Annotated in this window: 23 protein-coding genes; all 23 read left to right on the top strand. The window is 69.4% G+C overall.

Features of this window, described 5'->3' with window-relative positions; genetic code table 11:
• Positions 1-91 precede the first annotated feature (91 nt).
• The 23 genes from ACEXHE_RS03510 to ACEXHE_RS03400 all read left to right on the top strand — a co-directional run bounded on the left by ACEXHE_RS03510 (position 92) and on the right by ACEXHE_RS03400 (position 26,438).
• The gene (locus ACEXHE_RS03510; protein WP_374784720.1) at positions 92-682 is read left to right on the top strand and encodes a hypothetical protein; all 591 of its coding nucleotides are present in this window, start codon (positions 92-94) and stop codon (positions 680-682) included.
• A complete protein-coding gene (gene alaS / locus ACEXHE_RS03505) occupies positions 679-3,393 on the top strand; it encodes an alanine--tRNA ligase (protein WP_374784719.1) in 2,715 nt (904 codons plus the stop codon). The genes ACEXHE_RS03510 and alaS overlap by 4 nt, the downstream gene beginning before the upstream one ends.
• On the top strand, positions 3,390-3,911 hold the full coding sequence (gene ruvX, locus ACEXHE_RS03500) for a Holliday junction resolvase RuvX (protein WP_091696253.1): 522 nt from the start codon (positions 3,390-3,392) through the stop codon (positions 3,909-3,911). The genes alaS and ruvX overlap by 4 nt, the downstream gene beginning before the upstream one ends.
• Positions 3,904-5,319: an endolytic transglycosylase MltG gene (gene mltG / locus ACEXHE_RS03495; RefSeq protein ID WP_374784718.1), complete on the top strand. Its 1,416-nt coding sequence runs from the start codon at positions 3,904-3,906 to the stop codon at positions 5,317-5,319. Before ruvX ends, mltG begins: the two co-directional genes overlap by 8 nt.
• A gap of 6 nt (positions 5,320-5,325) precedes the next feature.
• Positions 5,326-6,225: a shikimate dehydrogenase family protein gene (locus ACEXHE_RS03490; RefSeq protein WP_374784717.1), complete on the top strand. Its 900-nt coding sequence runs from the start codon at positions 5,326-5,328 to the stop codon at positions 6,223-6,225.
• Between the two features lie 53 nt (positions 6,226-6,278).
• Complete coding sequence (aroC, locus tag ACEXHE_RS03485) at positions 6,279-7,520, top strand: chorismate synthase (protein ID WP_374784716.1); 1,242 nt, start codon at positions 6,279-6,281, stop codon at positions 7,518-7,520.
• A 161-nt stretch (positions 7,521-7,681) separates the two neighbouring features.
• Positions 7,682-8,245 carry a shikimate kinase gene (locus ACEXHE_RS03480; protein WP_374784715.1) on the top strand — a complete coding sequence of 188 codons (564 nt, stop codon included), beginning with the start codon at positions 7,682-7,684 and terminating at the stop codon, positions 8,243-8,245.
• Positions 8,245-9,399, top strand: a complete 1,155-nt coding sequence (aroB, locus tag ACEXHE_RS03475) for a 3-dehydroquinate synthase (protein WP_356966491.1) — start codon at positions 8,245-8,247, stop codon at positions 9,397-9,399. Before ACEXHE_RS03480 ends, aroB begins: the two co-directional genes overlap by 1 nt.
• Positions 9,400-9,519: 120 nt before the next feature.
• Positions 9,520-10,083 (top strand): elongation factor P, encoded by a 564-nt coding sequence (gene efp / locus ACEXHE_RS03470; RefSeq protein ID WP_091696673.1) that lies wholly within the window; start codon positions 9,520-9,522, stop codon positions 10,081-10,083.
• Positions 10,084-10,089: 6 nt separating this feature from the next.
• A complete protein-coding gene (gene nusB / locus ACEXHE_RS03465; protein ID WP_091696238.1) occupies positions 10,090-10,500 on the top strand; it encodes a transcription antitermination factor NusB in 411 nt (136 codons plus the stop codon).
• A 170-nt stretch (positions 10,501-10,670) separates the two neighbouring features.
• Positions 10,671-11,303, top strand: a complete 633-nt coding sequence (gene pyrR, locus ACEXHE_RS03460; protein ID WP_374784714.1) for a bifunctional pyr operon transcriptional regulator/uracil phosphoribosyltransferase PyrR — start codon at positions 10,671-10,673, stop codon at positions 11,301-11,303.
• Positions 11,300-12,286: an aspartate carbamoyltransferase catalytic subunit gene (locus ACEXHE_RS03455; RefSeq protein WP_277244864.1), complete on the top strand. Its 987-nt coding sequence runs from the start codon at positions 11,300-11,302 to the stop codon at positions 12,284-12,286. The genes pyrR and ACEXHE_RS03455 overlap by 4 nt, the downstream gene beginning before the upstream one ends.
• The gene (locus ACEXHE_RS03450) at positions 12,283-13,623 is read left to right on the top strand and encodes a dihydroorotase (protein WP_374784713.1); all 1,341 of its coding nucleotides are present in this window, start codon (positions 12,283-12,285) and stop codon (positions 13,621-13,623) included. Before ACEXHE_RS03455 ends, ACEXHE_RS03450 begins: the two co-directional genes overlap by 4 nt.
• A gap of 50 nt (positions 13,624-13,673) precedes the next feature.
• Complete coding sequence (locus ACEXHE_RS03445; RefSeq protein WP_374784712.1) at positions 13,674-14,234, top strand: hypothetical protein; 561 nt, start codon at positions 13,674-13,676, stop codon at positions 14,232-14,234.
• 36 nt (positions 14,235-14,270) lie between these two features.
• The gene (carA, locus tag ACEXHE_RS03440; RefSeq protein ID WP_374784711.1) at positions 14,271-15,518 is read left to right on the top strand and encodes a glutamine-hydrolyzing carbamoyl-phosphate synthase small subunit; all 1,248 of its coding nucleotides are present in this window, start codon (positions 14,271-14,273) and stop codon (positions 15,516-15,518) included.
• 6 nt (positions 15,519-15,524) lie between these two features.
• Positions 15,525-18,839: a carbamoyl-phosphate synthase large subunit gene (gene carB / locus ACEXHE_RS03435; protein ID WP_374784710.1), complete on the top strand. Its 3,315-nt coding sequence runs from the start codon at positions 15,525-15,527 to the stop codon at positions 18,837-18,839.
• A 77-nt stretch (positions 18,840-18,916) separates the two neighbouring features.
• A complete protein-coding gene (gene pyrF / locus ACEXHE_RS03430) occupies positions 18,917-19,723 on the top strand; it encodes an orotidine-5'-phosphate decarboxylase (protein ID WP_374784852.1) in 807 nt (268 codons plus the stop codon).
• Positions 19,724-19,921: 198 nt separating this feature from the next.
• Positions 19,922-20,236: an integration host factor, actinobacterial type gene (mihF, locus tag ACEXHE_RS03425; RefSeq protein WP_091696223.1), complete on the top strand. Its 315-nt coding sequence runs from the start codon at positions 19,922-19,924 to the stop codon at positions 20,234-20,236.
• A gap of 128 nt (positions 20,237-20,364) precedes the next feature.
• Entirely contained in the window at positions 20,365-20,982 is a 618-nt protein-coding gene (gene gmk / locus ACEXHE_RS03420; protein ID WP_374784851.1) for a guanylate kinase, read from the top strand.
• 84 nt (positions 20,983-21,066) lie between these two features.
• Positions 21,067-21,537 carry a DNA-directed RNA polymerase subunit omega gene (gene rpoZ / locus ACEXHE_RS03415; protein ID WP_091696221.1) on the top strand — a complete coding sequence of 157 codons (471 nt, stop codon included), beginning with the start codon at positions 21,067-21,069 and terminating at the stop codon, positions 21,535-21,537.
• A 99-nt stretch (positions 21,538-21,636) separates the two neighbouring features.
• The gene (locus ACEXHE_RS03410) at positions 21,637-22,977 is read left to right on the top strand and encodes a bifunctional phosphopantothenoylcysteine decarboxylase/phosphopantothenate synthase (protein WP_374784709.1); all 1,341 of its coding nucleotides are present in this window, start codon (positions 21,637-21,639) and stop codon (positions 22,975-22,977) included.
• Between the two features lie 60 nt (positions 22,978-23,037).
• Positions 23,038-24,240 carry a methionine adenosyltransferase gene (gene metK, locus ACEXHE_RS03405; RefSeq protein WP_374784850.1) on the top strand — a complete coding sequence of 401 codons (1,203 nt, stop codon included), beginning with the start codon at positions 23,038-23,040 and terminating at the stop codon, positions 24,238-24,240.
• Positions 24,237-26,438 carry a primosomal protein N' gene (locus ACEXHE_RS03400; protein ID WP_374784708.1) on the top strand — a complete coding sequence of 734 codons (2,202 nt, stop codon included), beginning with the start codon at positions 24,237-24,239 and terminating at the stop codon, positions 26,436-26,438. The genes metK and ACEXHE_RS03400 overlap by 4 nt, the downstream gene beginning before the upstream one ends.
• The last annotated feature ends 165 nt before the right edge of the window (positions 26,439-26,603 follow it).

The following is a 26,603-nucleotide window of genomic DNA, read 5'->3' as shown; positions in this document are numbered from 1 at the left end:
GGCCCGGTCCTCACGCCAGAGGATCGGGCCGTTCCGTTCCCGGTGGGCACCCTGGCGGTACAGTGGTCCAGGCACTCCCGAAAGGACTTCTGTGATCAAGCGTGTTCTCATCCTCGGTGCCGGTGCGGCCGTCGGATGGATCGGCCACACGGCATTCAGCAAGGGCCGTCAGCAGCTCGGCGACCGCGCGGACCGTGCGGTCCGCGATGCCGTGAACCCAGAGACCTGGGGGCAGCAGGTGGGCCAGATGGCCGCCTCCGCCCTGGCCGCCGGTGCTCGTGGCTTCGCCAGCCAGCTGCGCGACGAGGTCCCATCGTGGCGCACCGCGGGCGAACCCCGCTCCACATCAGGAGAGAGCACCGACCCTGGGCATCGGTCGGCGCCACGTCAGCAGGCTCGTTCGTCGTCCACCTCGGGATCGCCCGATCCTGAGGCGGAGCGCCGAGCGGCAGAGCACCGAGCCCAGCTCCAGGAACGGATGAAGGACATCGCGGCCTCCACGGACTGGAGGGCAGTGGCTGAGGCGGCCGCCTCCCGGAACTGGAGAGGTGCGGCCAACAGCTTCATCAGCACTGGGCTCAGCGGGTCACGGACCACAGCTCCAGGCCAGACCATCCCCGGCACCGTGACCGATCCCACCCCCACCGACCCGTCCAACCCCGGAGAACGAAAGCAGTCATGAAGTCACAGGAAATCGCCCAGCGTTGGCTCCGGTTCTTCGAGTCCAAGGGACACGCGGCCGTACCCTCGGCCTCCCTCGTCTCCCCGGACCCGTCCCTGCTGTTCACCATCGCCGGCATGGTCCCGTTCATCCCCTACTTCCTGGGCCAGCAGACCCCTCCCCATCCGCGGGCGGCGAGTGTGCAGAAGTGCATTCGCACCGCAGACATCGAAGAGGTGGGCAAGACGGTCCGCCATGGCACCTTCTTCCAGATGTGCGGCAACTTCTCCTTCGGCGACTACTTCAAGGAGACCGCGATCCCTCTGGCCTGGGAGCTGCTGACCACCTCTCAGGACCAGGGCGGCTATGGCCTGGATCCTGAACGCATCTGGGTCTCCGTGTATGAGGAGGACGACGAGGCCGCACGCATCTGGCGTGAGGATGTGGGCTTCCCTGCCGAGCGGATCCAGCGATTCGGCAAGGCCGACAACTACTGGAACACCGGACAGCCCGGCCCGGGTGGGCCCTGCTCGGAGATCTACTACGACCGCGGTCCCGAGTACGGCCAGGACGGCGGCCCTGCGGTGGACGAGACCCGGTTCATGGAGATCTGGAACCTGGTGTTCATGCAGTACCAGCTCTCCGAGGTCCGTTCCAAGGAGGACTTCGACGTCGCCGGAGAACTCCAGCACAAGAACATCGACACCGGTCTGGGACTGGAGCGGCTGGCCATGCTGCTGCAGGGCGTGGAGAACATGTACGAGACCGATCAGGTCCGTCCCGTGCTCGACCGGGCCGCTGAGCTCTCCGGCAAGGAGTACACCTCCACCGAAGACCCGTCCGATCCGCACTACGCCGATGACGTCCGACTGCGCATGATCGCCGACCACATCCGCTCGGCGCTGATGCTCATCTCCGACGGCGTGGTCCCCGGCAACGAGGGCGGCGGCTACGTGCTGCGCCGCCTGATCCGCCGCGCCGTGCGCGCCATGCGCTTGATGGGGGTCACCGATCCAGTGCTGCCTGAGCTGCTGCCGGTCTCCCGCGATGCGATGAAGGGCACCTACCCCGTCGTCGAGACCGACTTCGAGCGGATCTCCCGCATCGCCTATGCCGAGGAGAAGGCGTTCCTGCGCACCATCACCGCCGGCATCGCCCGGCTCGAAGGTGCCGTGACCGCTGCCAAGTCCGCAGGCACCGGCATCTCCGGTGCCGACGCCTTCGAGCTGCATGACACCTTCGGCTTCCCCATTGACCTGACCCTGGAGATGGCCGAGGAGGCCGGAGTCCAGGTGGATGAAGCAGCCTTCCGCACCCTGATGACCGAGCAGCGAGACCGTGCTCGTCAGGACGCCAAATCCAAGAAGTCCGGCCATGCGGACACCAGCGGGTACCGTCAGCTGCACGCCGAGGGGGACACGGTCTTCACCGGCTACACCGAGCACACCACCGAGTCCCGGATCCGGGGGCTGCTCAGCGGTGGTGAGGTCGTCCCCTCCGGCGCGGCCGGTCAGGAGCTGGAGGTCGTCCTGGACGCCACTCCGTTCTACGCCGAGGCCGGTGGACAGGCAGCCGACACGGGTCTGATCACCGGTGACGGGTACGTCCTGGAGGTCCTGGACGTCCAGGCCCCGGTCAAGGGACTGAGCGTGCACAAGGTCCGCGTGAAGGAGGGCGAGGTGCCCAGTGGCGCCGTGGCCCTGGGACAGATCGACCTCCAGCGCCGCCTGGACGCGCAGAAGGCCCACTCCGGAACGCACATCATCCACGCGGCGCTGCACCAGATCCTGGGCCCTGAGGCCACCCAGTCCGGGTCCTTCAACAAGGAGGGCTACCTCCGGTTCGACTTCCGGTGGAGCGAAGCGCTCTCGGCGATGGCCCGTTCAGAGGTCGAAGACCTCTCGAACATCGCCATCCGCGACAACCACACCGTGCTCACCCAGGAGATGTCCCTGGACCAGGCCAAGGCACTGGGTGCCATGAGCCTGTTCGGCGAGAAGTACGGAGACCGGGTTCGCGTGGTGGAGATCGACGGCGCCTGGTCGCGTGAGCTCTGCGGAGGCACCCATGTGGGCTCCACCGCCGAGATCGGCTCCCTGGCTCTGCTGGGCGAGCAGTCGGTGGGATCGGGCAACCGCCGCGTGGAGGCGTTGGTCGGGCTGGATGCCTTCCGGCACCTGGCCACCGAGCGCACCCTGGTCAACGAGTTGACGGAGATGCTCAAGGTGCCGGCCGATCAGGTCAAGGACCGCATCAGCGGAACGATGGCGCGTCTGAAGCAGGTGGAGAAGGAGCTGGCCGGGCTGCGCGCGGCACAGCTGCAGGCAGAGGCCGGACGCCTGACCGCCGGTGCCCGCGAGGTCCAGGGCATCACGGTCCTCACCCACGAGGCCGGGCCGGTCGGGTCGGCCGATGAGCTGCGGACCCTGGGCCTGGACCTGCGCGGTCGCCTGGAGTCCGCCGCCGGCAACGCGGCCGGGACACCGGTGGTGGTGGCCCTGTCCGGGATCGCCAAGGACCGTCCGCTGGTCCTGGTGGCCACGAACCAGGCCGCTCGCGACGCCGGCCTGAAGGCCGGCGCGCTGGTGAAGACTGCCTGCGGCGTGCTGGGCGGCGGTGGCGGCGGAAAGGACGACGTCGCCCAGGGCGGCGGCCAGCAGGTGGAGAAGATCGCCGAGGCGCTCTCCGCTGTGGAGGACGCGGTGCGTGCAGAGGCCGGCCGCAGCGCATGACCGCTGCGGGAGTGCTCCGGGGTGTCCGTCTGGGCGTCGACGTCGGCAAGGCCCGTGTGGGCCTGGCCGCCGCCGATCCGGACGGCATCCTGGCCACCCCGGTGACCACACTCAAGCGTGATGCCAAGAAGGGCTTCGACCAGCGGATCATCTGCAAGGAGGCCCTGCAGCGCGATGCCGTGGTCGTCTATGTGGGTCATCCGGTGAACCTGCAGGGGAGGCCGACCGCCTCCACCGAGGACGCCGTGCACTACGCCGAGCAGCTGGCCGAACGTCTGGTGCGAGAGGGCAGTGCCGCCCAGGTGCGGCTCGTGGACGAACGGCTCTCCACCGTCACCGCCCATCAGCAGCTGCGGGAGGCCGGCCGCTCGACCCGTGACCACCGCTCGGTGGTCGATCAGGCGGCGGCGGTTCAGATCCTTCAACAGGCCCTGGATATGCAACAATCTCAGCACAAGGATGTCGGCCGCCTCGTGGGCGTGCCCGCCGAAGGACAGAAGGATTCCCCGAGTGACTGATCAGACCCCTGACGACGCAGCCGAGGACCAGCCCCAGGCACGTGCCCGGCGGGAGCAGGAGCACCGGGAGGATCGGGATCAGTCGGCGGAGCCGCAGACGTCCACCAACGATGAGCCCGAGACGCCGGCTCCACTGGTGCCGGAGGACGAGCGGGAGTACCCCGTCCTGGACGACGCCATCCACACCACCGATCGTGATGGAACACCGATCATCGTGGCCCCGTCCACCTACGGTCGCGGCTACCAGACCGTCACGGTCAATCCAGACCGGCCCCATGATGAGGCCAAGCGTGAAGCTCGTCGCAAGCGCCGGCGCCGCCGCAACTTCGTCCTGGCCGGTGCCTTCGGCGTGTTCGTGCTCGCCGTGGCGGTGCTGTCCCTGACCCTCAAGGGACTGCTGCCTCAACCCACGGCCGAGGACTATCCCGGTCCGGGCGGTGAGCCCGTGAGCTTCACCGTGAACGAAGGTGAGGGCGCCCTGGCGATCGGCAGCCGACTGGTCGAGCAGGACATCGTCGCCAGTCAGGACTCGTTCATCACGGCCATGAACCAGGCGCGTTCGAGCAATGACATCCAGCCGGGAGACTATGAGCTGAAGAAGCAGATGCCGGCCGCTGATGCCGTGTCCGTGCTGCTGCGCGAGGGACAGGAGGCCGTGCACTACGTGGCGATCAACCGCGGCATGCGTCTCTCGGAGGCATTCCAGGCACTGAGCACCTCCACCGGTCGATCGGTCGCGGAGTTCGAAGACGCCGCTGAGGACCCCACTCAGTTCGGACTGCCGTCCAGTGCGCCGAGCCTGGAGGGGTACCTGGCCCCGGGCGAGTACCGCTTCCCCGTCACGGCCGAACCGGCCGAGATCCTCACGATCCTGACCGAACCCACCTTTGAGGAGTTGGAGGACCTGGGGATCACCGACGAGGAGGAGCAGTTCCGCATCGTCACCATCGCCTCGATCGTGGAGGCTGAGGCGCTGCCGGAGGACTACGCCATGGTGGCGGGCATCATCGAGAACCGCTTGGAGCCCAACGAGGAGACCAACGGGTACCTGCAGATCGACGCCACGGTGATCTACGGGCTGGGACAGCGTCAGCTGCAGTTCTCCGAGTCCGAGAAGCAGAACGCCGACAACAAGTACAACTCGTACTACTACAAGGGCCTGCCGCCGGGGCCGATCGGTGCGCCGTCCCGCCAGGCGCTGGACGCGGCCGCCGATCCTGAGGACAGCGACTACTTCTACTGGATCACCACCAACATCGAGACCGGCGAGACGAAGTTCTCGGAGGACTACGCCCAGCATCGTGCCTACCAGCAGGAGTACCGGGAGTACTGTGCCCAGAACGCCGAGATCTGCGGGAACGCTGGGTCCATGGCAGGCGACGGTGCCACTGCGGCGCCCGAGGAGTGATCTGCGGTGAGCCTCTCCCGTCCCCGCGCCGGGGTGCTGGGGCACCCGATCGCGCACTCGAAGTCCCCGGTGCTGCACCGTGCGGCCTATCAGGCCCTCGGCCTGGACATCGCCTATGACGCCCATGACCTGAGTCCGGAGCAGCTCGACGGGTTCGTGGGAGAGATCCGTGCGGGCCAGGCTGCCCGAGGCGCCGACCGCTGGGTGGGCTGCTCGGTCACCATGCCGCACAAGGCGGCGATGGTGCCACAGATGGACCAGGTCTCTGAGCGCGTCCATCTGCTCGGTGTGCTCAACACCGTGGTCTGGGACCGCGACGGGACTGCCACCGGCCACAACACCGATGTGGACGGGATCGTGCGGGCGCTGGAGTTCGCCGGGCATGATCCGCTGCAGCGCGGAGGGACCCTCACCGTGGTCGGGGGAGGCGGCACCGCTGCGGCCGCTGTGGCCGCCGCGCGCGGGCTTGGACTGGACGCCGTGCAGCTGCTGCTGCGCAGCCCGGAGAAGGCTGCGGACCTGATCCGGCTGGCCGCGCAGCTCGAGCTGCAGGCCACAGCCCACCCCCTGGAGGAGCTCAACGCTCGAGCTCCCTCCAGCCGGGCTGTCATCGTGACGCTGCCGCCGCGGGCGGCCGACCCCCTGGTCGCCGCCCTGACGCCTCCGGCCTCGGACGGCGTGCTTCCCCCGCTGCTCGACGTGGCCTACGACCCCTGGCCGTCCGCCCTGGCCCTGGCCTGGGAGTCCCATGGTGGTCGTGTGGTCAGCGGACTCGAGATGCTGCTGTACCAGGCCGTGGAGCAGGTCCGGCTGTTCACCGAGCAGCTGCGCCGGGGTGATGCCGAGCCGGACTGGGCGGACGTCACCGCACACATGGCCGGCGCCGTGGGACTGCCCCCGCGCTGATCCCGGGGTTCACACGTCCGGGGTGAGCGGCCTCGCGTGAGAGAATCGCAGCTATGGTGCGCTGGTTGACAGCGGGCGAATCACATGGGCCCGCACTCGTAGGAATCATCGAAGGGCTGCCCGCGGGCATCCCCCTGACGACCGCCATGGTCCAGGAGGCGCTGGCCCGCCGGCGCCTGGGCTATGGACGCGGCGCACGCATGAAGTTCGAGCAGGACCAGGTCACCCTCGTGGGCGGCGTCCGGCACGGCCGCACCCTCGGCTCTCCCGTGGCGATCGAGGTGGGCAACACCGAATGGCCCAAGTGGGAGAAGGTCATGTCCGCCGATCCGGTGGACCAGGACGAGCTGGACGGGCTGGCTCGCAATGCCCCGCTGACCCGTCCCCGCCCGGGCCACGCCGATCTGGCCGGGATGCAGAAGTACGGCTTCGAGGAGTCCCGGCCCCTGCTGGAGCGCGCCTCCGCTCGCGAGACCGCTGCACGGGTGGCTCTGGGCACGGTGGCGGCCTCGTTCCTGAACGAGTTGGGCATCACCCTGGTCTCCCACACCACCGCCGTGGGCACGGTGTCCGTCCCGGAGGGGACCGCACTGCCCACACCGCAGGATGTGATCGCCCTGGACGCTGACCCGCTGCGCTGCTTCGATGCGGCGACCTCCGAGGCGATGGTGACCGAAGTGGATGCCGCCCACAAGGACGGGGAGACCCTCGGCGGCGTCGTCGAGGTGCTGGTGCATGGAGCCCCGGTGGGCTTGGGCAGCCATGTGCACTGGGACCGTCGGCTGGACTCCCGGCTCTCCGGAGCCCTCATGGGCATCCAGGCGATCAAGGGTGTGGAGATCGGCGACGGGTTCACCACGGCGGCCCGTCGTGGCAGTGCCGCGCACGACGAGATCGTGCGCGGTGAGGACGGTCATCCCGTCCGGGTGTCCAACCGCGCCGGCGGGATCGAGGGGGGCATGAGCACCGGGGGAGTGATCCGGGTGCGCGCCGCCATGAAGCCCATCGCCACGGTCCCCAAGGCCCTGCGCACGGTGGACACCTCGACCGGCGAGTCCACCCGCGCCCACCATCAGCGTTCGGACGTCTGTGCCGTCCCGGCGGCCGGCGTGGTCGCCGAGGCCATGGTCGCCCTGGTGATCGCCGAGGCAGTGGTGGAGAAGTTCGGTGGGGACAGCATCCCGGAGACCCGCCGGAACCTGCACGGCTACCTCGCCGCACTGGCGCCCCTGCCGCAACCGGACGACGTCGATCCCCAGCGCGCCGCGGCGCCCATGGGAGACCCCCTGCAGTGAGGCCCGACGACGGCCAGGGCACCTCGGGCGACCATCTCGCCCCGGTGCCGCATCAGGCCTCGACCACCGATCGCGTCCGGTCACTGGTGGAGGCTCGGACCGACAGCACACAGGTGCCCGAGGACCCCCGGTTCGCCGCTCGCCCGATTCAGGTTCCTGTGGTGCTGATCGGACCCATGGGCTCAGGGAAGTCGACCGTCGGCGCCAAGCTGGGCGACCTGCTGGGAGTGGCCGCCCTGGACACCGATCACCTCTTCGACGAGGTGCACGGACCCATCCCGGCCTACTTCGCAGTCCACGGGGAGCCGGCCTTCCGGGCGGCCGAGTCCGAGATCGTCCTCACCGCCCTCTCGGTGGCCCGGCCCACGGTGCTCTCGCTGGGCGGCGGATCCGTGATCTCCGCCACCACGCGGCAGGCGCTGCGTCAGGGTCCTGCCGTGTCCTATCTGGATGTGGACGAGACGGAGGCCCTGGCCAGACTGGGTGGGGGAGAGGGGCGACCGGTGCTCGCCGGAGACCCGGCCCGGACGTGGCGCCGTATCCGCTCCGAGCGCGAACACCTGTACCGTGAAGTGGCGACCTGGACCGTGACGACCACGGGCCTGGACGCCGATCAGGTGGCCGAGCGCATCGCCGATCTGCTGGCCGCCCAGGCCGTGCAGGCCCCTCCGACCGTCCCTGACCGGCAGCACCCCGACGACCAGCACCCAGGAGATGCCCGCTGATGAGCGAGCCCACCACTGACCCCGTCCAGCAGACTCCCGCCCCCGCACCGGAGTCGCCCGAACCGACCGTCATTCCGGTCTCCGGAGGCTCGGCCGCCGCTGCCTCAGGAGGCTATGACGTCGTCGTCGGGACCGGACTGCTGGGCCGTCTGCCCGAGCTGCTGGGGCCCCAGGTCCGCCGAGTCCTGATCATCCACCCCCGAGCGCTGCGCGCCACCGGAGACGTGGTCAAGTCCGACCTGGAGACAGCAGGCTTCACCGCTCTCTCGGCCGAGATCCCGGACGCCGAGGAGGGCAAGCACATCGAGGTGGCGGCCTTCTGCTGGCAGGTGCTGGGCCAGAACGACTTCACCCGCTCGGACGCCATCGTGGCGGTGGGCGGCGGTGCCGTGACCGATGTGGCCGGATTCGTGGCCGCCACCTGGCTGCGCGGAGTGCGTGTGGTGCACATGCCCACCACCCTGCTGGGCATGGTGGACGCCGCCGTGGGCGGCAAGACCGGCATCAACACCGCCGAGGGCAAGAACCTGGTGGGCGCCTTCCACCCGCCGGCCGGTGTGCTGGCGGATCTGGACACCCTGCTGACCCTGCCCCGCAACGAGCTGGTCTCCGGACTGGCCGAGGTGGTCAAGTGCGGCTTCATCGCCGACCCCACGATCCTGGAGATCATCGAGTCCAACCCGGAGCAGGCTCAGAACCCCCACTCCACCCAGCTGCGCGAGCTGATCGAGCGGGCCATCTCGGTCAAGGCCCGCGTGGTCTCCGAGGATCTGCGCGAATCCGGGCTGCGCGAGATGCTCAACTACGGGCACACCCTGGGCCATGCGATCGAGCACGCCGAGCGGTACCAGTGGCGCCACGGGGCCGCGGTGGCAGTGGGCATGGTCTTCGCCGCGGAGCTGGCCCGTTCCGTGGGTCGCCTGGATGACGCGACGGCGGACCGGCACCGCAACGTGCTGGAGTCACTGGGGCTTCCCGTCACCTACCGCGGAGACCGGTGGGAGACCCTGCTGGAGGGCATCCGCCGGGACAAGAAGAACCGCGGCGACCAGCTGCGCTTCGTCCTGCTGGACGGGCTGGCCGATCCCACCACCTATGACGTGCCGGACGCCTCGCTGCTGTTCGCGGCGTACCAGGAGATCGCCGAACAGTGACCGGCCAGGAGGTGGTGCTGCCGTGCGTGGCCCGCACGCGCAGGGTCACCCCTGGAGTGCCCGTAGAATGGGTCACCGGATTGACGACTGCATGACCGCTGACCGACGGAGAGAATGACTGTGGCATCGACGAACGACATCAAGAACGGCACCGTGCTGAACCTGGACGGTCAGCTGTGGAACGTCATCGAGTTCCAGCACGTGAAGCCGGGCAAGGGCGGGGCGTTCGTGCGCACCAAGCTCAAGAACGTCACCACCGGCAAGACCGTGGACAAGACCTTCAACGCCGGTGCGAAGGTCGACACCGCCACCGTGGACCGCTCGGACTACCAGTACCTGTACCAGGACGGCGAGGACTACGTGTTCATGGACACGAAGACCTACGACCAGATCAATGTCCCCGCCTCCGTGGTCGGCGACGCCGCCAACTTCATGCTGGAGAACCAGGAGGTGACCATCGCGCTCAACGAGGGCACTCCGCTGTACCTGGACATGCCCGCCTCGGTCATCCTGGAGATCACCTACTCGGAGCCGGGCCTGCAGGGCGACCGCTCCTCGGCCGGCACCAAGCCCGCCACCCTGGAGACCGGCTATGTCATCCAGGTGCCCCTGTTCGTGGAGCAGGGCACCAAGGTCAAGGTCGACACCCGCACCGGGGACTACCTCGGCCGCGTCAACGACTGATCGACGGTGAGCGCACGAGGCAAGGCCCGCAGGCGGGCACTGGAGATCCTCTTCGAGGCGGAGGCCCGCGGGACGGTAGCCACGGACGGCATCACCGCCCGCCGTGAGTCCACCGAACAGGTCATCAATCCCTACACCGTGGAGATCGTGAACGGCGTGGTGGCCGAGCAGGAGCGGATCGACGAGTTCCTCTCCTCCTACGCCCAGGGGTGGACCCTGGACCGGATGCCGGCCGTGGATCGGATCATCCTGCGGGTGGGCTCCTGGGAGCTGCTGTTCAACGACGAGATCCCGGACGGCGTGGCCGTGGCCGAAGCGGTCTCCATGGCCAAGGAGATGTCCACGGACGCCTCCCCGGACTTCGTCAACGGTCTGCTGGGCCGGCTGCAGCAGCTCAAACCCACCCTGCTGGCCTGACCCAGGGCCACTCCGATCGGTTGCCCTGGCGTGTCCGGTCACACAGTGGCCGGCGGGCCAGGGCGTCCCGACCCGCTGATACAGTGGACTGCGGACCACACACCCCCACCACGGGGATGCGTTTCCTTTAAATTCCGTCCTGTGAGGCGGGGAAGGAGGCAGTGTTGGCAATGTCCCCAGCGCCCGATCCGGCGCCGACGACTGCTGCACCGCGAGCGGCCCGGACCGTGCTGTCCGCCGCTGACGTCGACCGGGCGCTGACCCGGATCGCCCACGAGATCCTGGAGTCCAACAAGGGCCCGGAGAACCTCGTCCTGCTGGGCATCCCCCGCCGCGGCTACCCGCTGGCCCAGCGTCTGGCGGCCAAGCTGGCCGGCATCGAGCCGGGATTCGACCCAGAGGCCTCCACCGGACAGCTGGACGTCACCATGTACCGTGACGATCTGCGCCGCTCCACCTCACGCACCCCGGCCCCCACCCGCCTGCCGGCCCGCGGCGTGGACGGGGCCGTCGTCGTGCTGGTGGATGATGTGCTCTTCTCCGGCAGGACCATCCGCGCGGCGTTGGACGCGCTCTCGGACATCGGCAGACCTGACGTGGTCCGACTGGCTGTCCTGGTGGACCGCGGCCACCGCGAACTGCCCATCCGTGCGGACTTCGTGGGCAAGAACCTGCCGACCTCCACCGCCGAGCGCGTCCAGGTCCGGTTGACCGAGATCGACGGGCCGGACGGCACCGGTGAGTCGGCCGAGGACGGCGTGAGCATCTTGGACCGTGCCGACGAGCCCGGTGATGCACGATGAAGCACCTGCTCTCCACGGCCGACCTCTCCCGGTCCGATGCCCTCCAGATCCTGGACACCGCCGAGGAGATGGCCGCCGTCTCCGGGCGCGAGGTCAAGAAGCTGCCGGCCCTGCGCGGCCGCACCGTGGTCAACCTCTTCCTCGAGGACTCCACCCGCACCCGCATCTCCTTCGAGGCCGCGGCCAAGCGGCTGAGCGCCGATGTCATCAACTTCTCCGCGAAGGGCTCCTCGGTCTCCAAGGGCGAGTCCCTCAAGGACACCGTGCAGACCCTGGAGGCGATCGGCGCGGACGCGATCGTCATGCGCCACTGGGGATCGGGCGCCGCCGCTCAGCTGGCCTCCTCCGGCTGGATCACCTCCGCCGTGGTGAACGCCGGGGACGGCACCCATGAGCACCCCACCCAGGCCCTGCTGGACGCCTTCACCCTGCGCCGGCACCTGAGCCGCCGTCACGGTTCTGCCCCGCACGGGCGGGACCTGGAGGGCATGCACGTGGTGATCGTGGGGGACATCCTGCACTCCCGGGTCGCCCGCTCCAATGTGTGGCTGCTGACCACGCTCGGCGCCCGCGTCACCCTGGCCGCCCCGCCCACCCTGATGCCCTTCGGGGTGGATGCCTGGCCGTGCGAGGTCACCTACTCCCTGGACGAGGCCCTGGCCACCGGACCGGACGCCGTGATGATGCTCCGCGTGCAGGCCGAGCGGATGAAGGACGCGTTCTTCCCCTCCGCCGCCGAGTACACCCGCTCCTGGGGTCTGACGGACGAGCGCCTGGCCGTCTTCGAGTCCACCAGCGCCGCTGACGCCATCATCATGCACCCCGGCCCCATGAACCGCGGACTGGAGATCTCCTCCGCCGCCGCAGACTCACCGCGCAACACCGCACTGGAGCAGGTCACCAACGGCGTCTCCGTGCGCATGGCCGTGCTCTACCTGCTGCTCTCCGGCAGCGCCACCGACTCCCAGGAGGCCACCGTATGACCGCCACCGAACCGTCCCATCTGATCCTCGGTGCCACGCTGCCGAACGGGACCACCGCCGATGTCCTGATCCAGGGCGAGGTGATCGCCGCCGTCGGGACGGACGCCGCGGACCGCGCTGACGAGGCCACCGTGCGCATCGAGGCCGCTGGCCGGGTGCTGCTGCCGGGACTGGTGGACCTGCACACCCACCTGCGTGAGCCCGGCAAGGAGGACGCCGAGACCGTCGAGACCGGCACCCGCGCCGCGGCCATGGGCGGCTTCACCTCCGTGCACGCCATGGCCAACTCCACGCCGGTGGCAGACACCGCGGGCGTGGTGGAACAGGTCTGGCAGCTGGGCCAGGAGGCCGGCTGGTGTGATGTCCACCCGGTGGGTGCGGTCACCGTGGGCCTGGCGGGCGAGCAGCTGGCCGAACTCGGCGCCATGGCCCAGTCCCGCGCCCAGGTCCGGATGTTCTCCGATGACGGCATGTGCGTGCACGACCCCGTGCTGATGCGCCGAGCACTGGAGTACGTCAAGGCCTTCGACGGCTTCATCGCCCAGCACGCGCAGGAGCCGAAGTTGACCGCCGGTGCGCAGATGAACGAGGGGGAGCTCTCCTCCATGCTCGGTCTGGCCGGCTGGCCTGCCGTGGCCGAGGAGGCGATCATCGCCCGCGACGTGCTGCTGGCCCAGCATGTGGGCTCGCGGCTGCACGTCTGCCACGTCTCCACGGCCGGTTCGGTGGAGATCATCCGGTGGGCCAAGGAGCGCGGGATCGAGGTGACCGCCGAGGCCACTCCGCACCACCTGCTGCTCACTGAGCAGCTGGTGCGCACCTACAACCCGGTGTTCAAGGTCAACCCACCGCTGCGCCGTGAGTCGGACGTCATGGCCCTGCGCGAAGGCCTGGCGGACGGCACCATCGACACCATCGGCACCGACCACGCCCCGCACACCGCCGAGACCAAGGAGTGCGAGTGGACGGTGGCCGCCATGGGCATGACCGGTCTGGAGACCGCCCTGCCCGTGGTCCAGCACGCCCTGGTGGACACCGGTCTGATGGACTGGGCCGGCGTGGCGCGGGTGATGAGCGTGCATCCGGCGCGCATCGCGCGCCTGGAGACCCAGGGGCAGATGGACCCCGACGGCGGCCTGGCAGCAGGTGCCCCGGCCCACCTGGCGCTCTACGACCCCGGCATCACCCGCACGGTGGATCCGGAGACGCACACCACCAAGTCCCGCAACAGCCCGTACCGCGGCATGGAGCTGCCGGGCCAGATCACCGACGTGTTCTACGGGGGGCATCCCGTGGTGCGCGACCGTGCCCTGTCCACCCCGCGCCAGCACCGCTGAACCAGACTGCATCCCGTATCCCCTCCAAGCACCGAAGGACCAGACCGCCTGTGACCGAGAACGCCGCAGCCTCCCCCCTGACCTTGCTGACCGTGGCGGCGATCGCCGCCCTGATCTTCGCACTGATCGCCTGGGGATGGCGCAACCGCAAGCGACGTCAGCAGGACCTCGCCGCTCCCGCCGGGGTCCCGCAGCGGGTTTTGGACGCCGAGCCGCTGGCCGGCGCCGAAGGGATGTATGTCTCCACCGTCCGCGGTCGTGACTGGCTGGACCGGATCGCCGTGCATGGCCTGGGTCTGCGCACCACCGCGCGCCTGGAGGTCCACCCGGACGGCGTGGCCCTGCTGCGCAGCGGAGCCGAGAACCTGTTCATTCCCGCTGCGGACCTCACGGATGTGCGTCTGGAGTCAGGGATGCAGGGCAAGTTCGTGGAACGCGACGGACTGCTCGTGGTCTCCTGGATGCTGGGAGCGGACGTGGTCTCCACCGGCTTCCGCACCCGGGCCGCGGCTGACCGGGCCCCGCTGATGGAGGCCCTGCAGTCACTGACCGGCACGGCCACCGCCGCCGTTCCAGCCACCCCTGATCCCACTGACACCACCGACCGTTGATTCGCCGCTGACACGCCGTTGAGAAGAGAAGAACCCATGAGCCAGAACCACTCCCCGTCGGCCGCGTCCGCTGCAGGATCCGCTGCAGGATCCGCTGCCGCCCAGCCTGCTCTGCTCGTCCTGGAGGACGGCACCGTCCACCGTGGCCGGTCCTACGGCGCCGTGGGCACCACCCTCGGTGAGGCCGTCTTCACCACCGGGATGACCGGGTATCAGGAGACGCTGACCGATCCCTCCTACGCCCGCCAGATCGTGGTGCAGACCTTCCCGCACATCGGCAACACCGGGGTGAATGACGAAGACCCGGAGTCCCGGGCCATGTTCGTGGCCGGCTACGTGGTGCGTGACGCGGCCCGCCGCGCCTCCAACTGGCGTGCCCAGCGCACGCTGGACGAGGAGCTGCAGGCCCAGGGCGTCGTCGGGATCCAGGGGGTGGACACCCGGGCGATCACCCGTCACCTGCGCTCCGAGGGCTCCATGAAGGCTGGGATCTTCTCCGGAGAGGCTGCCGAGCGTCCGGTCGCCGAACTGGTGGCCGAGGTCCAGGGCCAGCCCTCCATGGCCGGGGCGCGCCTGGCCGAGGAGGTCACCACGGACCAGCCGTACACGGTGGAACCGGCCGACCACGGATGGGAGGGCGAGCCGCTGTTCGAGGTCGCGGCGATCGACCTGGGCATCAAGGCCGCCACGCCCCGCCACCTGGCCCAGCGTGGGGTGCGCCTGCACGTGCTGCCGGCCACGGCCAGCTACCAGGACATCGCCGCGCTGGATCCGGACGGTGTGTTCCTCTCCAACGGTCCTGGCGATCCGGCCACGGCCGACGCCCAGGTGGAGCTGCTCACCCAGGTGCTGGACGCCGGGCTGCCCTTCTTCGGGATCTGCTTCGGCAACCAGATCTTCGGACGGACGCTGGGCTTCGGCACCTACAAGCTGCCGTTCGGCCACCGCGGTCCCAACCAGCCGGTGATGGACAAGGCCACCGGACGGGTGGAGATCACCTCCCAGAACCACGGGTTCGCCGTGGATGCGCCGCTGGGTGAGGTGGTCACCGCGCCGAACGAGCGGTTCGGCCGGGTGGAGGTCTCCCACTGGTCCCTGAACGACCAGGTGGTCGAGGGACTGCGCCTGCTGGACCGCCCCGCCTTCTCCGTCCAGTTCCACCCCGAGTCGGCGGCCGGACCGCATGACTCCGCCGGTCTGTTCGATCGGTTCATCACTCTCATGCAGCAGCGCTCGGCCGCCGCCGGCACCGCCGCCGCCCAGACCACCTCCGAAGGAGCCTGACCCACGATGCCCAAGCGCACTGATCTGAACTCTGTCCTGGTCATCGGCTCCGGTCCGATCGTGATCGGACAGGCCGCCGAGTTCGACTACTCCGGCACCCAGGCCATCCGGGTGCTCAAGGAGGAGGGCATCCGCGTGGTGCTCGTGAACTCCAACCCGGCCACCATCATGACCGATCCCGAGCTCGCCGATGCCACGTACGTCGAGCCCATCACCCCGGAGGTGGTCGAGAAGATCATCGCCGCTGAGCGTCCGGACGCCGTGCTGCCCACCCTGGGCGGCCAGACCGCGCTGAACACCGCCATCGCCCTGGACAAGAACGGGGTGCTGGAGAAGTACGGCGTGGAGCTGATCGGCGCCAACATCGAGGCGATCGAGCTCGGTGAGAACCGTGAGCTGTTCAAGGGCGTGGTGGAGCGCTGCGGCGCCGAGTCCGCCCAGTCCGAGATCGTCCACACCATGGATGAGGCCCTGGCCGCCGCCGAGAAGCTGGGTTACCCCATGGTGGTCCGCCCCTCCTTCACCATGGGCGGGCTGGGCTCGGGCATGGCCTATGACGAGGCCGACCTGCGCCGGATCGCCGGAGCGGGCCTGCAGTACTCGCCCACCTCGGAGGTGCTCCTGGAGGAGTCGATCCTGGGGTGGAAGGAGTACGAGCTGGAGATGATGCGCGACCGCAACGACAACGTCGTGGTGGTCTGCTCCATCGAGAACTTCGACCCGGTCGGCGTGCACACCGGCGACTCCATCACGGTGGCCCCGGCCATGACCCTGACCGACCGCGAGTTCCAGAAGATGCGGGACATCTCCATCGCCGTGATCCGTGAGGTCGGCGTGGACACCGGTGGCTGCAACATCCAGTTCGCGGTGAATCCCGAGGACGGCCGGATCATCGTGATCGAGATGAATCCCCGCGTCTCGCGCTCCTCGGCCCTGGCCTCCAAGGCCACCGGCTTCGCCATCGCCAAGATCGCCACCAAGCTGGCCGTGGGCTACACCCTGGACGAGATCCCCAACGACATCACCCAGAAGACCCCGGCCTCCTTCGAGCCGGTGCTGGACTACGTGGTGGTCAAGGTCCCGCGCTTCGCCTTCGAGAAGTTCCCGGCGGCCGACCCCACGCTGACCACCACCATGAAGTCGGTGGGCGAGGCCATGGCCATCGGCCGCAACTTCACCGAGGCCCTGCAGAAGGCTCTGCGATCCCTGGAGCAGAAGGGCGCCGAACTGGACTTCTCCTCGGTGCCGGACCAGGCCGAGCTGGCTGAGCTGATGGACCAGGTCAGGATCCCGACGACGCAGCGCCTCTCCCAGGTCCAGCGCGCCCTGATGGGTGGGGCCAGCATCGAGGAGATGTTCGAGGCCACCGACATCGACCCCTGGTTCCTGGACCAGCTGGTGCTGATCAACGAGGTGGCGGCGCAGACCGCTCAGGCTCCGGAGCTGACCGAGCAGGTGCTGCGTCACGCCAAGCGGCACGGGTTCTCCGATGCTCAGATCGGCCTGCTGCGCCACATGGACCCCTCCGTGGTGCGCGGCGTGCGGCACGCGCTGGGGGTGCGCCCGGTGTACAAGACCGTGGACACCTGTGCCGCCGAGTTCGAGGCCTACACCCCGTACCGGTACTCCACCTATGACCTGGAGGACGAGGTCACCGAGCATGAGAAGCCCTCGGTGATCATCCTGGGGTCGGGGCCGAACCGGATCGGACAGGGCATCGAGTTCGACTACTCCTGCGTGCACGCCACGATGGCCCTGCGCGACGCCGGGTACGAGACCGTGATGGTCAACTGCAACCCGGAGACCGTCTCCACGGACTATGACATCTCCGACCGTCTCTACTTCGAGCCGCTGACCTTGGAGGACGTGCTGGAGATCATCGCCGCCGAGGAGCGCACCGGCGGGGTGATGGGCGTGTTCGTCCAGCTGGGCGGTCAGACACCGCTGAAGCTGGCCCAGCAGCTGGCGGATGCCGGAGTGACGATCCTGGGCACCTCCCCGGAGGCGATCGAGCTGGCCGAGCACCGCGGCGAGTTCGATCAGGTCCTGCAGCGTGGGGGACTGGTGGCCCCGAAGAACGGCACGGCCGTCTCCTTCGAGGACGCCAAGCGCGTGGCCGACTCGATCGGCTACCCGGTCCTGGTCCGTCCCTCCTTCGTGTTGGGCGGCCGTGGCATGGAGATCGTCTATGACGAGCCCTCGCTGTCGCGGTATGTGGAGCACGCCACCGAGATCACCCCGGAGCACCCCATGCTGGTGGACCGCTTCCTGGAGGACGCCGTGGAGATCGACGTGGACGCGCTCTTCGACGGCACCGACCTGTACATGGGCGGGATCATGGAGCACATCGAGGAGGCCGGCATCCACTCCGGCGACTCCGCCTGCGTGCTGCCCCCGCTCACCCTGGGCCCGGACACCGTGCAGCGGGTGCGTGAGGCCACGCGGATCATCGCCGAGGGCGTGGGCGTGCGCGGACTGATCAACATCCAGTTCGCCCTGGCCGCTGACGTGCTGTACGTGATCGAGGCGAACCCGCGGGCTTCCCGCACCGTGCCGTTCGTCTCCAAGGCCACCGGCGTGCAGCTGGCCAAGGCCGCGGCGCTGATCGGCACCGGCAGCAGCATCGCTGACCTCAAGGACCAGGGCATGCTGCCCTCCACCCATGACGGCTCCACCCTGCCGTTGGACGCCCCGGTCTCGGTGAAGGAGGCCGTGCTGCCCTTCACCCGCTTCCGCACGCCGGAGGGTCGGGTCGTGGACTCCCTACTGGGCCCGGAGATGCGCTCCACCGGTGAGGTGATGGGCATCGACCGGTTCTACGACACCGCCTTCGCCAAGGCCCAGACCGCTGCCGGCGGACCCCTGCCCACCTCGGGCCGGGTCTTCGTCTCGGTGGCCAACCGGGACAAGCGCGGTGTGGTCATGCCCGTCAAGCGTCTGGTGGACCTGGGCTTCACCATCGTCTCCACGGGCGGCACCGCCGAGGTGCTGCGCCGCAACGGCATCCAGGCGGACGTGGTGGACAAGATCGCCGCTGCGGACGACGAGACCGGGGCCGGCACCATCCTGGAGCAGCTCACGGCCGGTGAGGTCGCCTTGGTGCTCAACACGCCCTCGGGTGGTGACTCCCGCGGGGACGGCTACGAGATCCGCGCCGCAGCCACCTCCATCGGCGTGCCGATGATCACCACGCTGGCCGAGTTCGGCGCGGCGATCCAGGCCATCGAGGCGGTGCGCGAGCACGAATGGTCGGTGACCAGTCTGCAGGACCATGACCGAGCCCTCCAGGAGGCCATCACCCGCGCCGGGGCCGCACAGTGAACCAGCCCGACGACGTCCGGCAGGCGAGCGTTCCGGCGCCGGTCCGCGTTCCCTTCGGTCAGCGGCTGGACGCCGCGATGCAGGAGCACGGTCCGCTGTGCATGGGCATCGATCCCCATGCGGGGCTGCTGGCCGAGTGGGGACTGACGGACACCGCTGAAGGCCTGGAGACCTTCTCGCTGCGGTCGCTGGAGGCGGCCGCAGCGGAGGGGGTGGCCGCGATCAAGCCGCAGGTCGCCCTGTATGAGCGTCACGGATCGTCGGGCATCGCCGCGTTGGAACGGCTCCTGGGCCAGGCGCGCGAGGCCGAGGTGCTCACCATCGCTGACGCCAAGCGCGGTGACATCGGCTCCACCATGGCTGGATATGCAGAGGCCTGGCTCTCGGACGGATCCCCTCTGGCCGCAGACGCGGTGACCCTGAGCCCCTACCTGGGATACGAGTCGTTGCGACCGGCCATCGATCTGGCCGTCCAGAACGGCCGAGGCGTGTTCGTCCTGGCACTGACCTCCAATCCAGAGGGAGCCTCGGTCCAGCATGTCGGCGGCGCCGACGGGTCGGTGGCGCGGTCCATCGCCCGGGCCGCTGCCGTGGACAATGCTGAGGCCGGGCAGGACCATCTGGGCCCCGTCGGACTGGTGGTGGGTGCCACGGTAGCTGAGGATGCTGCGCGGCTGGGCCTGGATCTGGCCACCGTGGGCGGTGCGTTGCTGGCCCCTGGCTTCGGCGCCCAGGGAGCCACCGCCCACGGCATGAAGACCGGGTTCGGGCAGGCCTGGCCGCACGTGGTGGCGACGTCCAGTCGAGCCATCCTTCAGGACGGACCCACGATCGAGGGCCTGCGCCAGGCGATTCGTCGAAATCGGGCTGATCTGGCCGGATGACCTGTCGGCTTTCCTGGAATCGAGCCCCGGTTACCGATCAGTTTCACATTTCACTGCACCTTTGATGAGGCCTGTGCATTGTATTCAGAGGGGCACAGGTCGCTGTATAGTCTGAACCCAGATCTTGTATTCTCAGGTGTCTTTGTGGGAACCAGAACCCCACCCCGACTGGATCTCGACACCCCAAGGTGGTTCAGCATGGCATTGAAGGATCTTTCACCCCAGGAACGTGCGGCCGCTCGCGCCAAGGCGCTGGAGGCCAGGTCGGCACGGGCCGACCTGAAGGAGCAGTTCCGGCAGGAGAAGATCGGACTGCGTGAGGTGTTCGCAGCGGCGGACCAGGACCCGGCGATCGCGCGGATGCGCACCATCGACCTGCTCCAGACCCTCCACGGAGTGGGGGAGGTGCGTGCCAACGGCATCATGGACTCCTGTCAGGTGTCCCGTAGTCGTCGCCTGGGAGGCCTGGGCCGTCGCCAGCGCGAGGCGCTGATCGCCTATATTGGCCGGTAGGCCGCCTCTGGCTGGCAGGTCCCTGCACGAGCTCGCCGGGTGCGGAGGCCCGCCAGACCCCCTGCACCTGATCCACCAGCGCCTGTCCGGGAGGACCTGTGACCTCATCCAGCCCCGATGCTCCCGCGATTCCCGGACCTCGACCGGTCCGGACTCGTGAGGAGCTCAGCTCTCCAGACCGTCCACAGGTCACGGTCCTGGCCGGACCCACTGCGGTGGGCAAGGGGACGGTCTCGCAGTTCATCCGCGAGCACTTCCCTCAGGTGTGGCTCTCCGTCTCCGCCACCACCCGAGCGGCTCGGCCAGGCGAGGAGGACGGGCGGCACTACTTCTTCGTCAGTCCCGAGCGGTTCGACGAACTGGTCGAGCAGGACCAGATGCTCGAGTGGGCGGTGGTGCACGGTGTGAACCGCTACGGAACGCGGCGGGACACCGTCCAGCAGGCGTTGGACCAGGGACAGCGTGTTCTGTTGGAGATCGACCTCCAGGGAGCTCGCCAGGTGCGCGAGTCCCTCCCGGAGGCGACCTTCGTCTTCCTGGCCCCGCCGAGTTGGGACGAACTGGTCCGCCGCTTGGTCGGGCGCGGCACGGAGTCGCCTGAAGAACAGCGGCGTCGCCTGGAAACGGCTAGAATGGAACTCGCTGCCGAGCCGGAGTTCGATGCTGTGGTGGTCAATGACACCGTGGAGCGCGCCGCTGAGGAGCTGGTGCGCATCATGGGCCTGGACCCCGCTGAGCGTCGCTGAGCTCGGCACCGGCTGCCTGAGCAGCCCACCAGACTCCGCCCTCACACCGAGTGGCGTGACCCCTAGACAGACCGTGGAGACCCTGTGACCGAACTGTACGAAGGCATCGTCAACCCGCCCATCGACTCCCTGCTGGACAAGGTTGACTCCAAGTACGCCCTGGTGCTGTTCGCCGCCAAGCGAGCCCGCCAGATCAACGCCTACTACTCCCAGTTGCACGAGGGCCTCTTCGAGTACGTCGGCCCCCTGGTGGACACCAAGCTCAACGAGAAGCCGCTGTCCATCGCCCTGCGCGAGGTCGATGAGAACCTGCTGGAGATCGCCCCGGCCGTGGACGAGCCGGCCGAGCCCGCCGCTGACGAGTTCGCCGACTTCAGCCTGGAGGGCCAGGACGACTCTGCAGCCTTCTCCGATGAGGGCTTCCTGCCGGACGCTCCGGTGGCCGACGCCACCACCGACCCCGGCACCGCCACGGACGACGTCCCCGCGGCCGAGCAGGCCGAAGGCGGCGATCTGGACGGCACCCCCACCGAGGGTGACGAAGACCAGCAGTGACCCCCTGCTCCGGCCGGTGCCTCACGGCGCCGGCCGGAGCTGTCTTCAGGCCCAGAGCTCCGGATCTGCACCGGAGTGCAGCAGACAGGAGTGCCACGGATGCGGATCGTCCTGGGAGTGACCGGCGGAATCGCCGCCTACAAGTCGGCGTTGCTGCTGCGCCTGATGAAGGAGGCCGGGCACCACGTGGACGTGGTCCCCACTCCAGCGGCACTGAACTTCGTGGGGATGGCCACCTGGGAGGCGCTCTCGGGGAGGCCGGTGCACACCGACACCTTCGAGGCTGTGGACCAGGTCAACCACGTGCGCCTGGGCCGTGAGGCCGAGCTGGTGGTGGTGGCCCCGGCCACGGCGGACTCCCTGGCTCGAGCGGCGACCGGCCTGGCCTCGGACCTGCTGGGCAACGTCCTGCTGACGGCCACCTGTCCGGTGCTGATGGCGCCGGCCATGCACACCGAGATGTGGCTGCATCCGGCCACCCAGGCCCATGTGGCCACGCTGCGCGAGCGCGGTGTGCACGTGATGGACCCGGACTCGGGCCGACTCACGGGACGGGACTCCGGCCCCGGTCGACTGCCGGAGCCGGATCGGATCTGGTCCGAGGCACAACGATGGGCCGCCACCGCTCCTCGTTCCTCGCGCCAGTCAGCCCAGACTGCATCCGAGGACTCACCCCAGAGCGCTGCCCGGCATGAGTCCTGGGCATCAGTGCTGTCGTCCCCCTCGCCCTCGAAGACCGCCGCCGGCCCTCTCACCGGCCGGGCCGTCGTCGTGACCGCCGGAGGCACCCGCGAGGCACTGGATCCGGTGCGCTATCTGGGCAACCGGTCCTCCGGGAAGATGGGCGTGGCCCTGGCTGAGGCCGCTCTGGCCGCTGGGGCGTCGGTGCGGTTCATCGGGGCTGCCATGGACGTGCCAGCGCCGAGCGGTGCGGAGGTCACCCGCGTGGAGTCCACCGAGGAGCTGCGCGAGGCGGTGTTCGCCCACTGTGCCGGAGCCGACGGACTGATCATGGCTGCAGCTGTGGCCGACTTCCGCCCGGCCGACTACACCGACGCCAAGATCAAGAAGACCGAGGACGGGACCAGCCCGGTCATCACGCTGGAACGGACCCCGGACATCCTGGCCGAGACGGTGCGCCGCCGAGCCGAGGGAACGGACGTGCCGCCGGTGATCGTCGGCTTCGCCGCCGAGACCGGGGACGACTCAGGCTCCGTGCTCGAGTACGGCGCGGCCAAGCTGCGGCGCAAAGGCTGTGAGGCGCTGGTGGTCAACCAGGTCGGGCGGGACCAGGTGTTCGGTCAGGACACCACGGAGGTCACCGTGCTCTTCGCCGACGGGCGTGAACCGGTCCAGGCGGCGGGAAGCAAGGCCGAGGCGGCAACCGTGGTGGTGGAGCAGCTCGCGGTCCTGATGGGCCGTGACGTCCAGCCTGGCTAGGATGGTCCGGTGACTGACGCTGCGAACACCTCCCAGAGCCCGTACGAGTCCTACTCCGGAGTGGGAGGACGCGGACTGCGCCTGTTCACCTCCGAGTCCGTGACGAGCGGACATCCGGACAAGATCTGCGACCAGATCTCCGACTCCATCCTCGACGCGCTCCTGGCCGCCGACCCTGACGCCATGGTGGCAGTGGAGACCCTGACCACCACCGGACTGGTGCACGTGGCCGGAGAGGTCACCACCTCGGCCTACGTGGAGATCCCCACGATCGTGCGCCAGACCATCCTGGGGATCGGCTACGACTCCTCGGCCAACGGCTTCGACGGCGCCCGGTGCGGGGTGTCGATCTCGATCGGCCAGCAGTCACCGGAGATCAACGAGGGCGTGCAGTACTCCTGGGAGTGGCGCAACGGCTCCCGCGATCCCCTGGACCGTCAGGGCGCCGGGGACCAGGGCATCATGTTCGGCTACGCCTCCTCCGAGACCCCCGCCTTCATGCCCACGCCCATCTACCTGGCGCACCGACTCTCCGAGCGACTGACCCGCGTGCGCCAGTCCGAGAACGGGCTGGCCTACCTGCGCCCGGACGGCAAGACCCAGGTCACCGTGGGCTACGACGAGCATCACCTGCCCGTCTCGGTCGAGACCGTGGTGGTCTCCACCCAGCACACCGACGACGTCAGCCTGGACCAGCTGCGCCAGGACATCGCCGACCACGTGATCGCACCGGTGCTGCGAGACTCGGGACTCAAGCACGACCACACCCAGCTGATCGTCAACCCCGGGGGCCAGTTCGTCATCGGCGGCCCTGTGGGCGACGCCGGACTGACCGGACGCAAGATCATCGTGGACACCTACGGCGGCATGGCCCGCCACGGCGGCGGCGCCTTCTCCGGCAAGGACCCCTCCAAGGTGGACCGTTCGGCGGCCTACGCCATGCGGTGGGTGGCCAAGAACGTGGTGGCCAGCGGCCTGGCCGAGCGCGCCGAGTTCCAGGTGGCCTACGCGATCGGCAAGGCCCGTCCGGTCGGCCTCTATGTGGACACCTTCGGCACGGCCAAGGTCCCGGAAGAGCAGATCATCGAAGCGGTCAACCAGGTCTTCGACCTCCGCCCGCTGGCGATCATCGACCAGCTGGACCTCAAGCGTCCCATCTACGCCCGGACCGCGGCCCACGGCCACTTCGGCCGCACCGATCCGGACTTCACCTGGGAGCGGCTCGACCGCGTGGACGCTCTGCGCGCCGCCGTCGGCTGGTGACCGCCGCGCCGCCTCCGGACGACGCGCTGTTCATCCTGCCCGATCCGGAGGAAGGGCCCCGAGGCCTGCCGGAGGTTGCGGGGGGATGGCCTGACGATCCCGTGGCCCAGGTGCTGCTCGACAGCCCGGTCCCGCACCTGGACCGGGAGTTCGACTACCTGGTGCCCCGGGAGATGGACGCTGACGCCCGTCCCGGCGTGCGGGTCAAAGTCCGGTTCGGGCACCGCGAGGTGACCGGGTGGCTGATCAGTCGCACAGCAGAGCCGTCCACGGGGGCGAAGCTGCAGCCTCTGCGCCGGGTGGTCTCCGCCGAGCAGGTGCTCGCTCCTGAGGTGCTGGCCCTGGCCCGGGCAGCGGCGCGACGCTATGCCGGGACCACCGCGGACGTCCTGCGCCTGGCCCTGCCCCCGCGGGTGGCCAAGGTCGAGAAGGAGCTGCGCGAGGCGCAGGTGGTTCCGGAGGCGACCGGCCAGTCCGGGGTCACGGATACACCCTCGGGTGCTGAGGCTGAGGAGACCTCATCGGAGCCTGCATCCCAGCGGGCTCAGGTCTGGTCTGAGCTGTCCGGGGCAGAGGCCTTCTGGACGGCGGTCACTGAGGGTGGACACCCTCGTTCTGCCGTGGTCCTGCCCAGCGCGCACGGCGCCTGGGACGCCGCCGTCATCCTGGCCGACTCGGCAGCCCTCGCCGTCAGCGCAGGGCGAGGGGCCGTCGTCGTGGTCCCTGACCAGCGGGATCTGGACCGGCTGTGCCGCGCGCTGGACGAACGGGTGGGGCCAGAGGGCTACGCCCGGCTCACGGCTGAAGACGGCCCGACGCCGCGCTACCGGTCGTTCCTGCAGCTGCTGCAGGGCTCACGACGGATCGCCGTGGGGACACGGTCGGCGATCTGGGCCCCGGTGCAGGACCTGGGGCTGATCCTGGTCTGGAACGACGAAGACTCGCTGCTGGCCGAACCCCGAGCTCCCTATGCCCACACGCGGGAGGTCGCCCTGCTGCGGTCCGAGCTGGACGGCGCCGCGCTGATGTTCGCCTCCACTGCTCGAACTCCGGAGATCCAGCGGCTCGTGGAGTCCGGCTGGCTGCAGGAGCTGGCGGTGGACCGTCCGGGCCTGCACGCTGCGACGCCGCGCGTGGTCTCCACCGCGGACTCCTGGGAGTCCGAGCGTGATCCGTTCCTGCAGCGGGCACGTCTGCCTCAGGCGGCCTGGCGTGCGGCCCGGGAGGCGCTGGAAGGGCGTCACGGGGAACCCGGTCCGGTGCTGGTGCAGGTGGCCCGCAGCGGGTTCATCCCGGCGGTGCTGTGCCAGGACTGCGGCACTCCGGCGCGGTGTCAGGCCTGTGCCGGGCCGCTGGGTTACCCGGACCGTCATGCCGCCGCGCGCAGTGAGCTGGCCTGCAGGTGGTGCGGACGCCGTGAGCGTCGGTTCGCCTGTCCCGAGTGCGGGGGGCAGCGGCTGCGTGCTGGTTCACGTGGCGTGGACCGGACGGCGGAGGAGCTGGGCCGGGCCTTCCCCCACACTCCGGTGCTGTCCTCCTCGGGCGACCACATCCTGTCCACCGTGACAGATCGTCCCGCGCTGGTGGTGGCGACCACGGGCGCGGAACCGGTGGCCGAAGGCGGCTATGCGGCGGCGCTGCTGCTGGATGGTGACGCGCAGCTGCAGCGTGAAGGTCTGCGGGTGCCGGAACAGGTGCTGGCCCACTGGTTCGCGGCGGCATCGCTGGTACGGTCCCGGCGGGACGGGGGAGTCGTGGTGGTGACGGCCTCGCAGCAGGAGGTCGTCGGTGCCCTGGTGCGGATGGATCCTGCAGGCTTCGCCTCCCGCCAGCTGGAGGAGCGGCGGCAGCTGCACCTGCCGCCGGGCGCCCGCATGGCCGAGGTCATGGGTCCGGCGCCGTCCGTGGAGGCCTTCCTGACCCTGGTGGACGAGGCACTGGCCGTGCAGCCCCAACGCCCGGGCGCTCCTGCAGGGGCGCATGCCCTGCCGTGGATCGGACCGGTGCCGGTGGAGGATCCGCGCGTGCTCGGCACGGCGGAGGCCTACGACGACGTCCCTCACCGTGCGCTGCTGTTCTTCCCCTATGCGCGGGCCGAGCAGGTGGTGGGCGCGTTGCGTGCGGCCCGGTCGGCCGCCAGTGCGCGGCGGGAGCATGAGCCGGTACGCGTCCGTGTGGATCCGGCGGATCTGCCGTAGGCTCTGCGGACCGGATCGGTGACGGGCCATCCGGCGGCCCAGAGGCCACCGGGGCCACACAGGGGGAGACCATGACCACCCAGGGCATCCGTCAGATCACCGGCGTCACCATGGCAGCGGGATAGGGACTGGCACTGCTGTCCGGCTGCGCACAGGAGCCTGCCC

It is taken from the genome of Micrococcus sp. IITD107, from assembly GCF_041927415.1.
In the GTDB taxonomy this organism is placed as follows: domain Bacteria; phylum Actinomycetota; class Actinomycetes; order Actinomycetales; family Micrococcaceae; genus Citricoccus; species Citricoccus terreus.
This window is presented reverse-complemented; position numbering and strand designations above follow the sequence as displayed.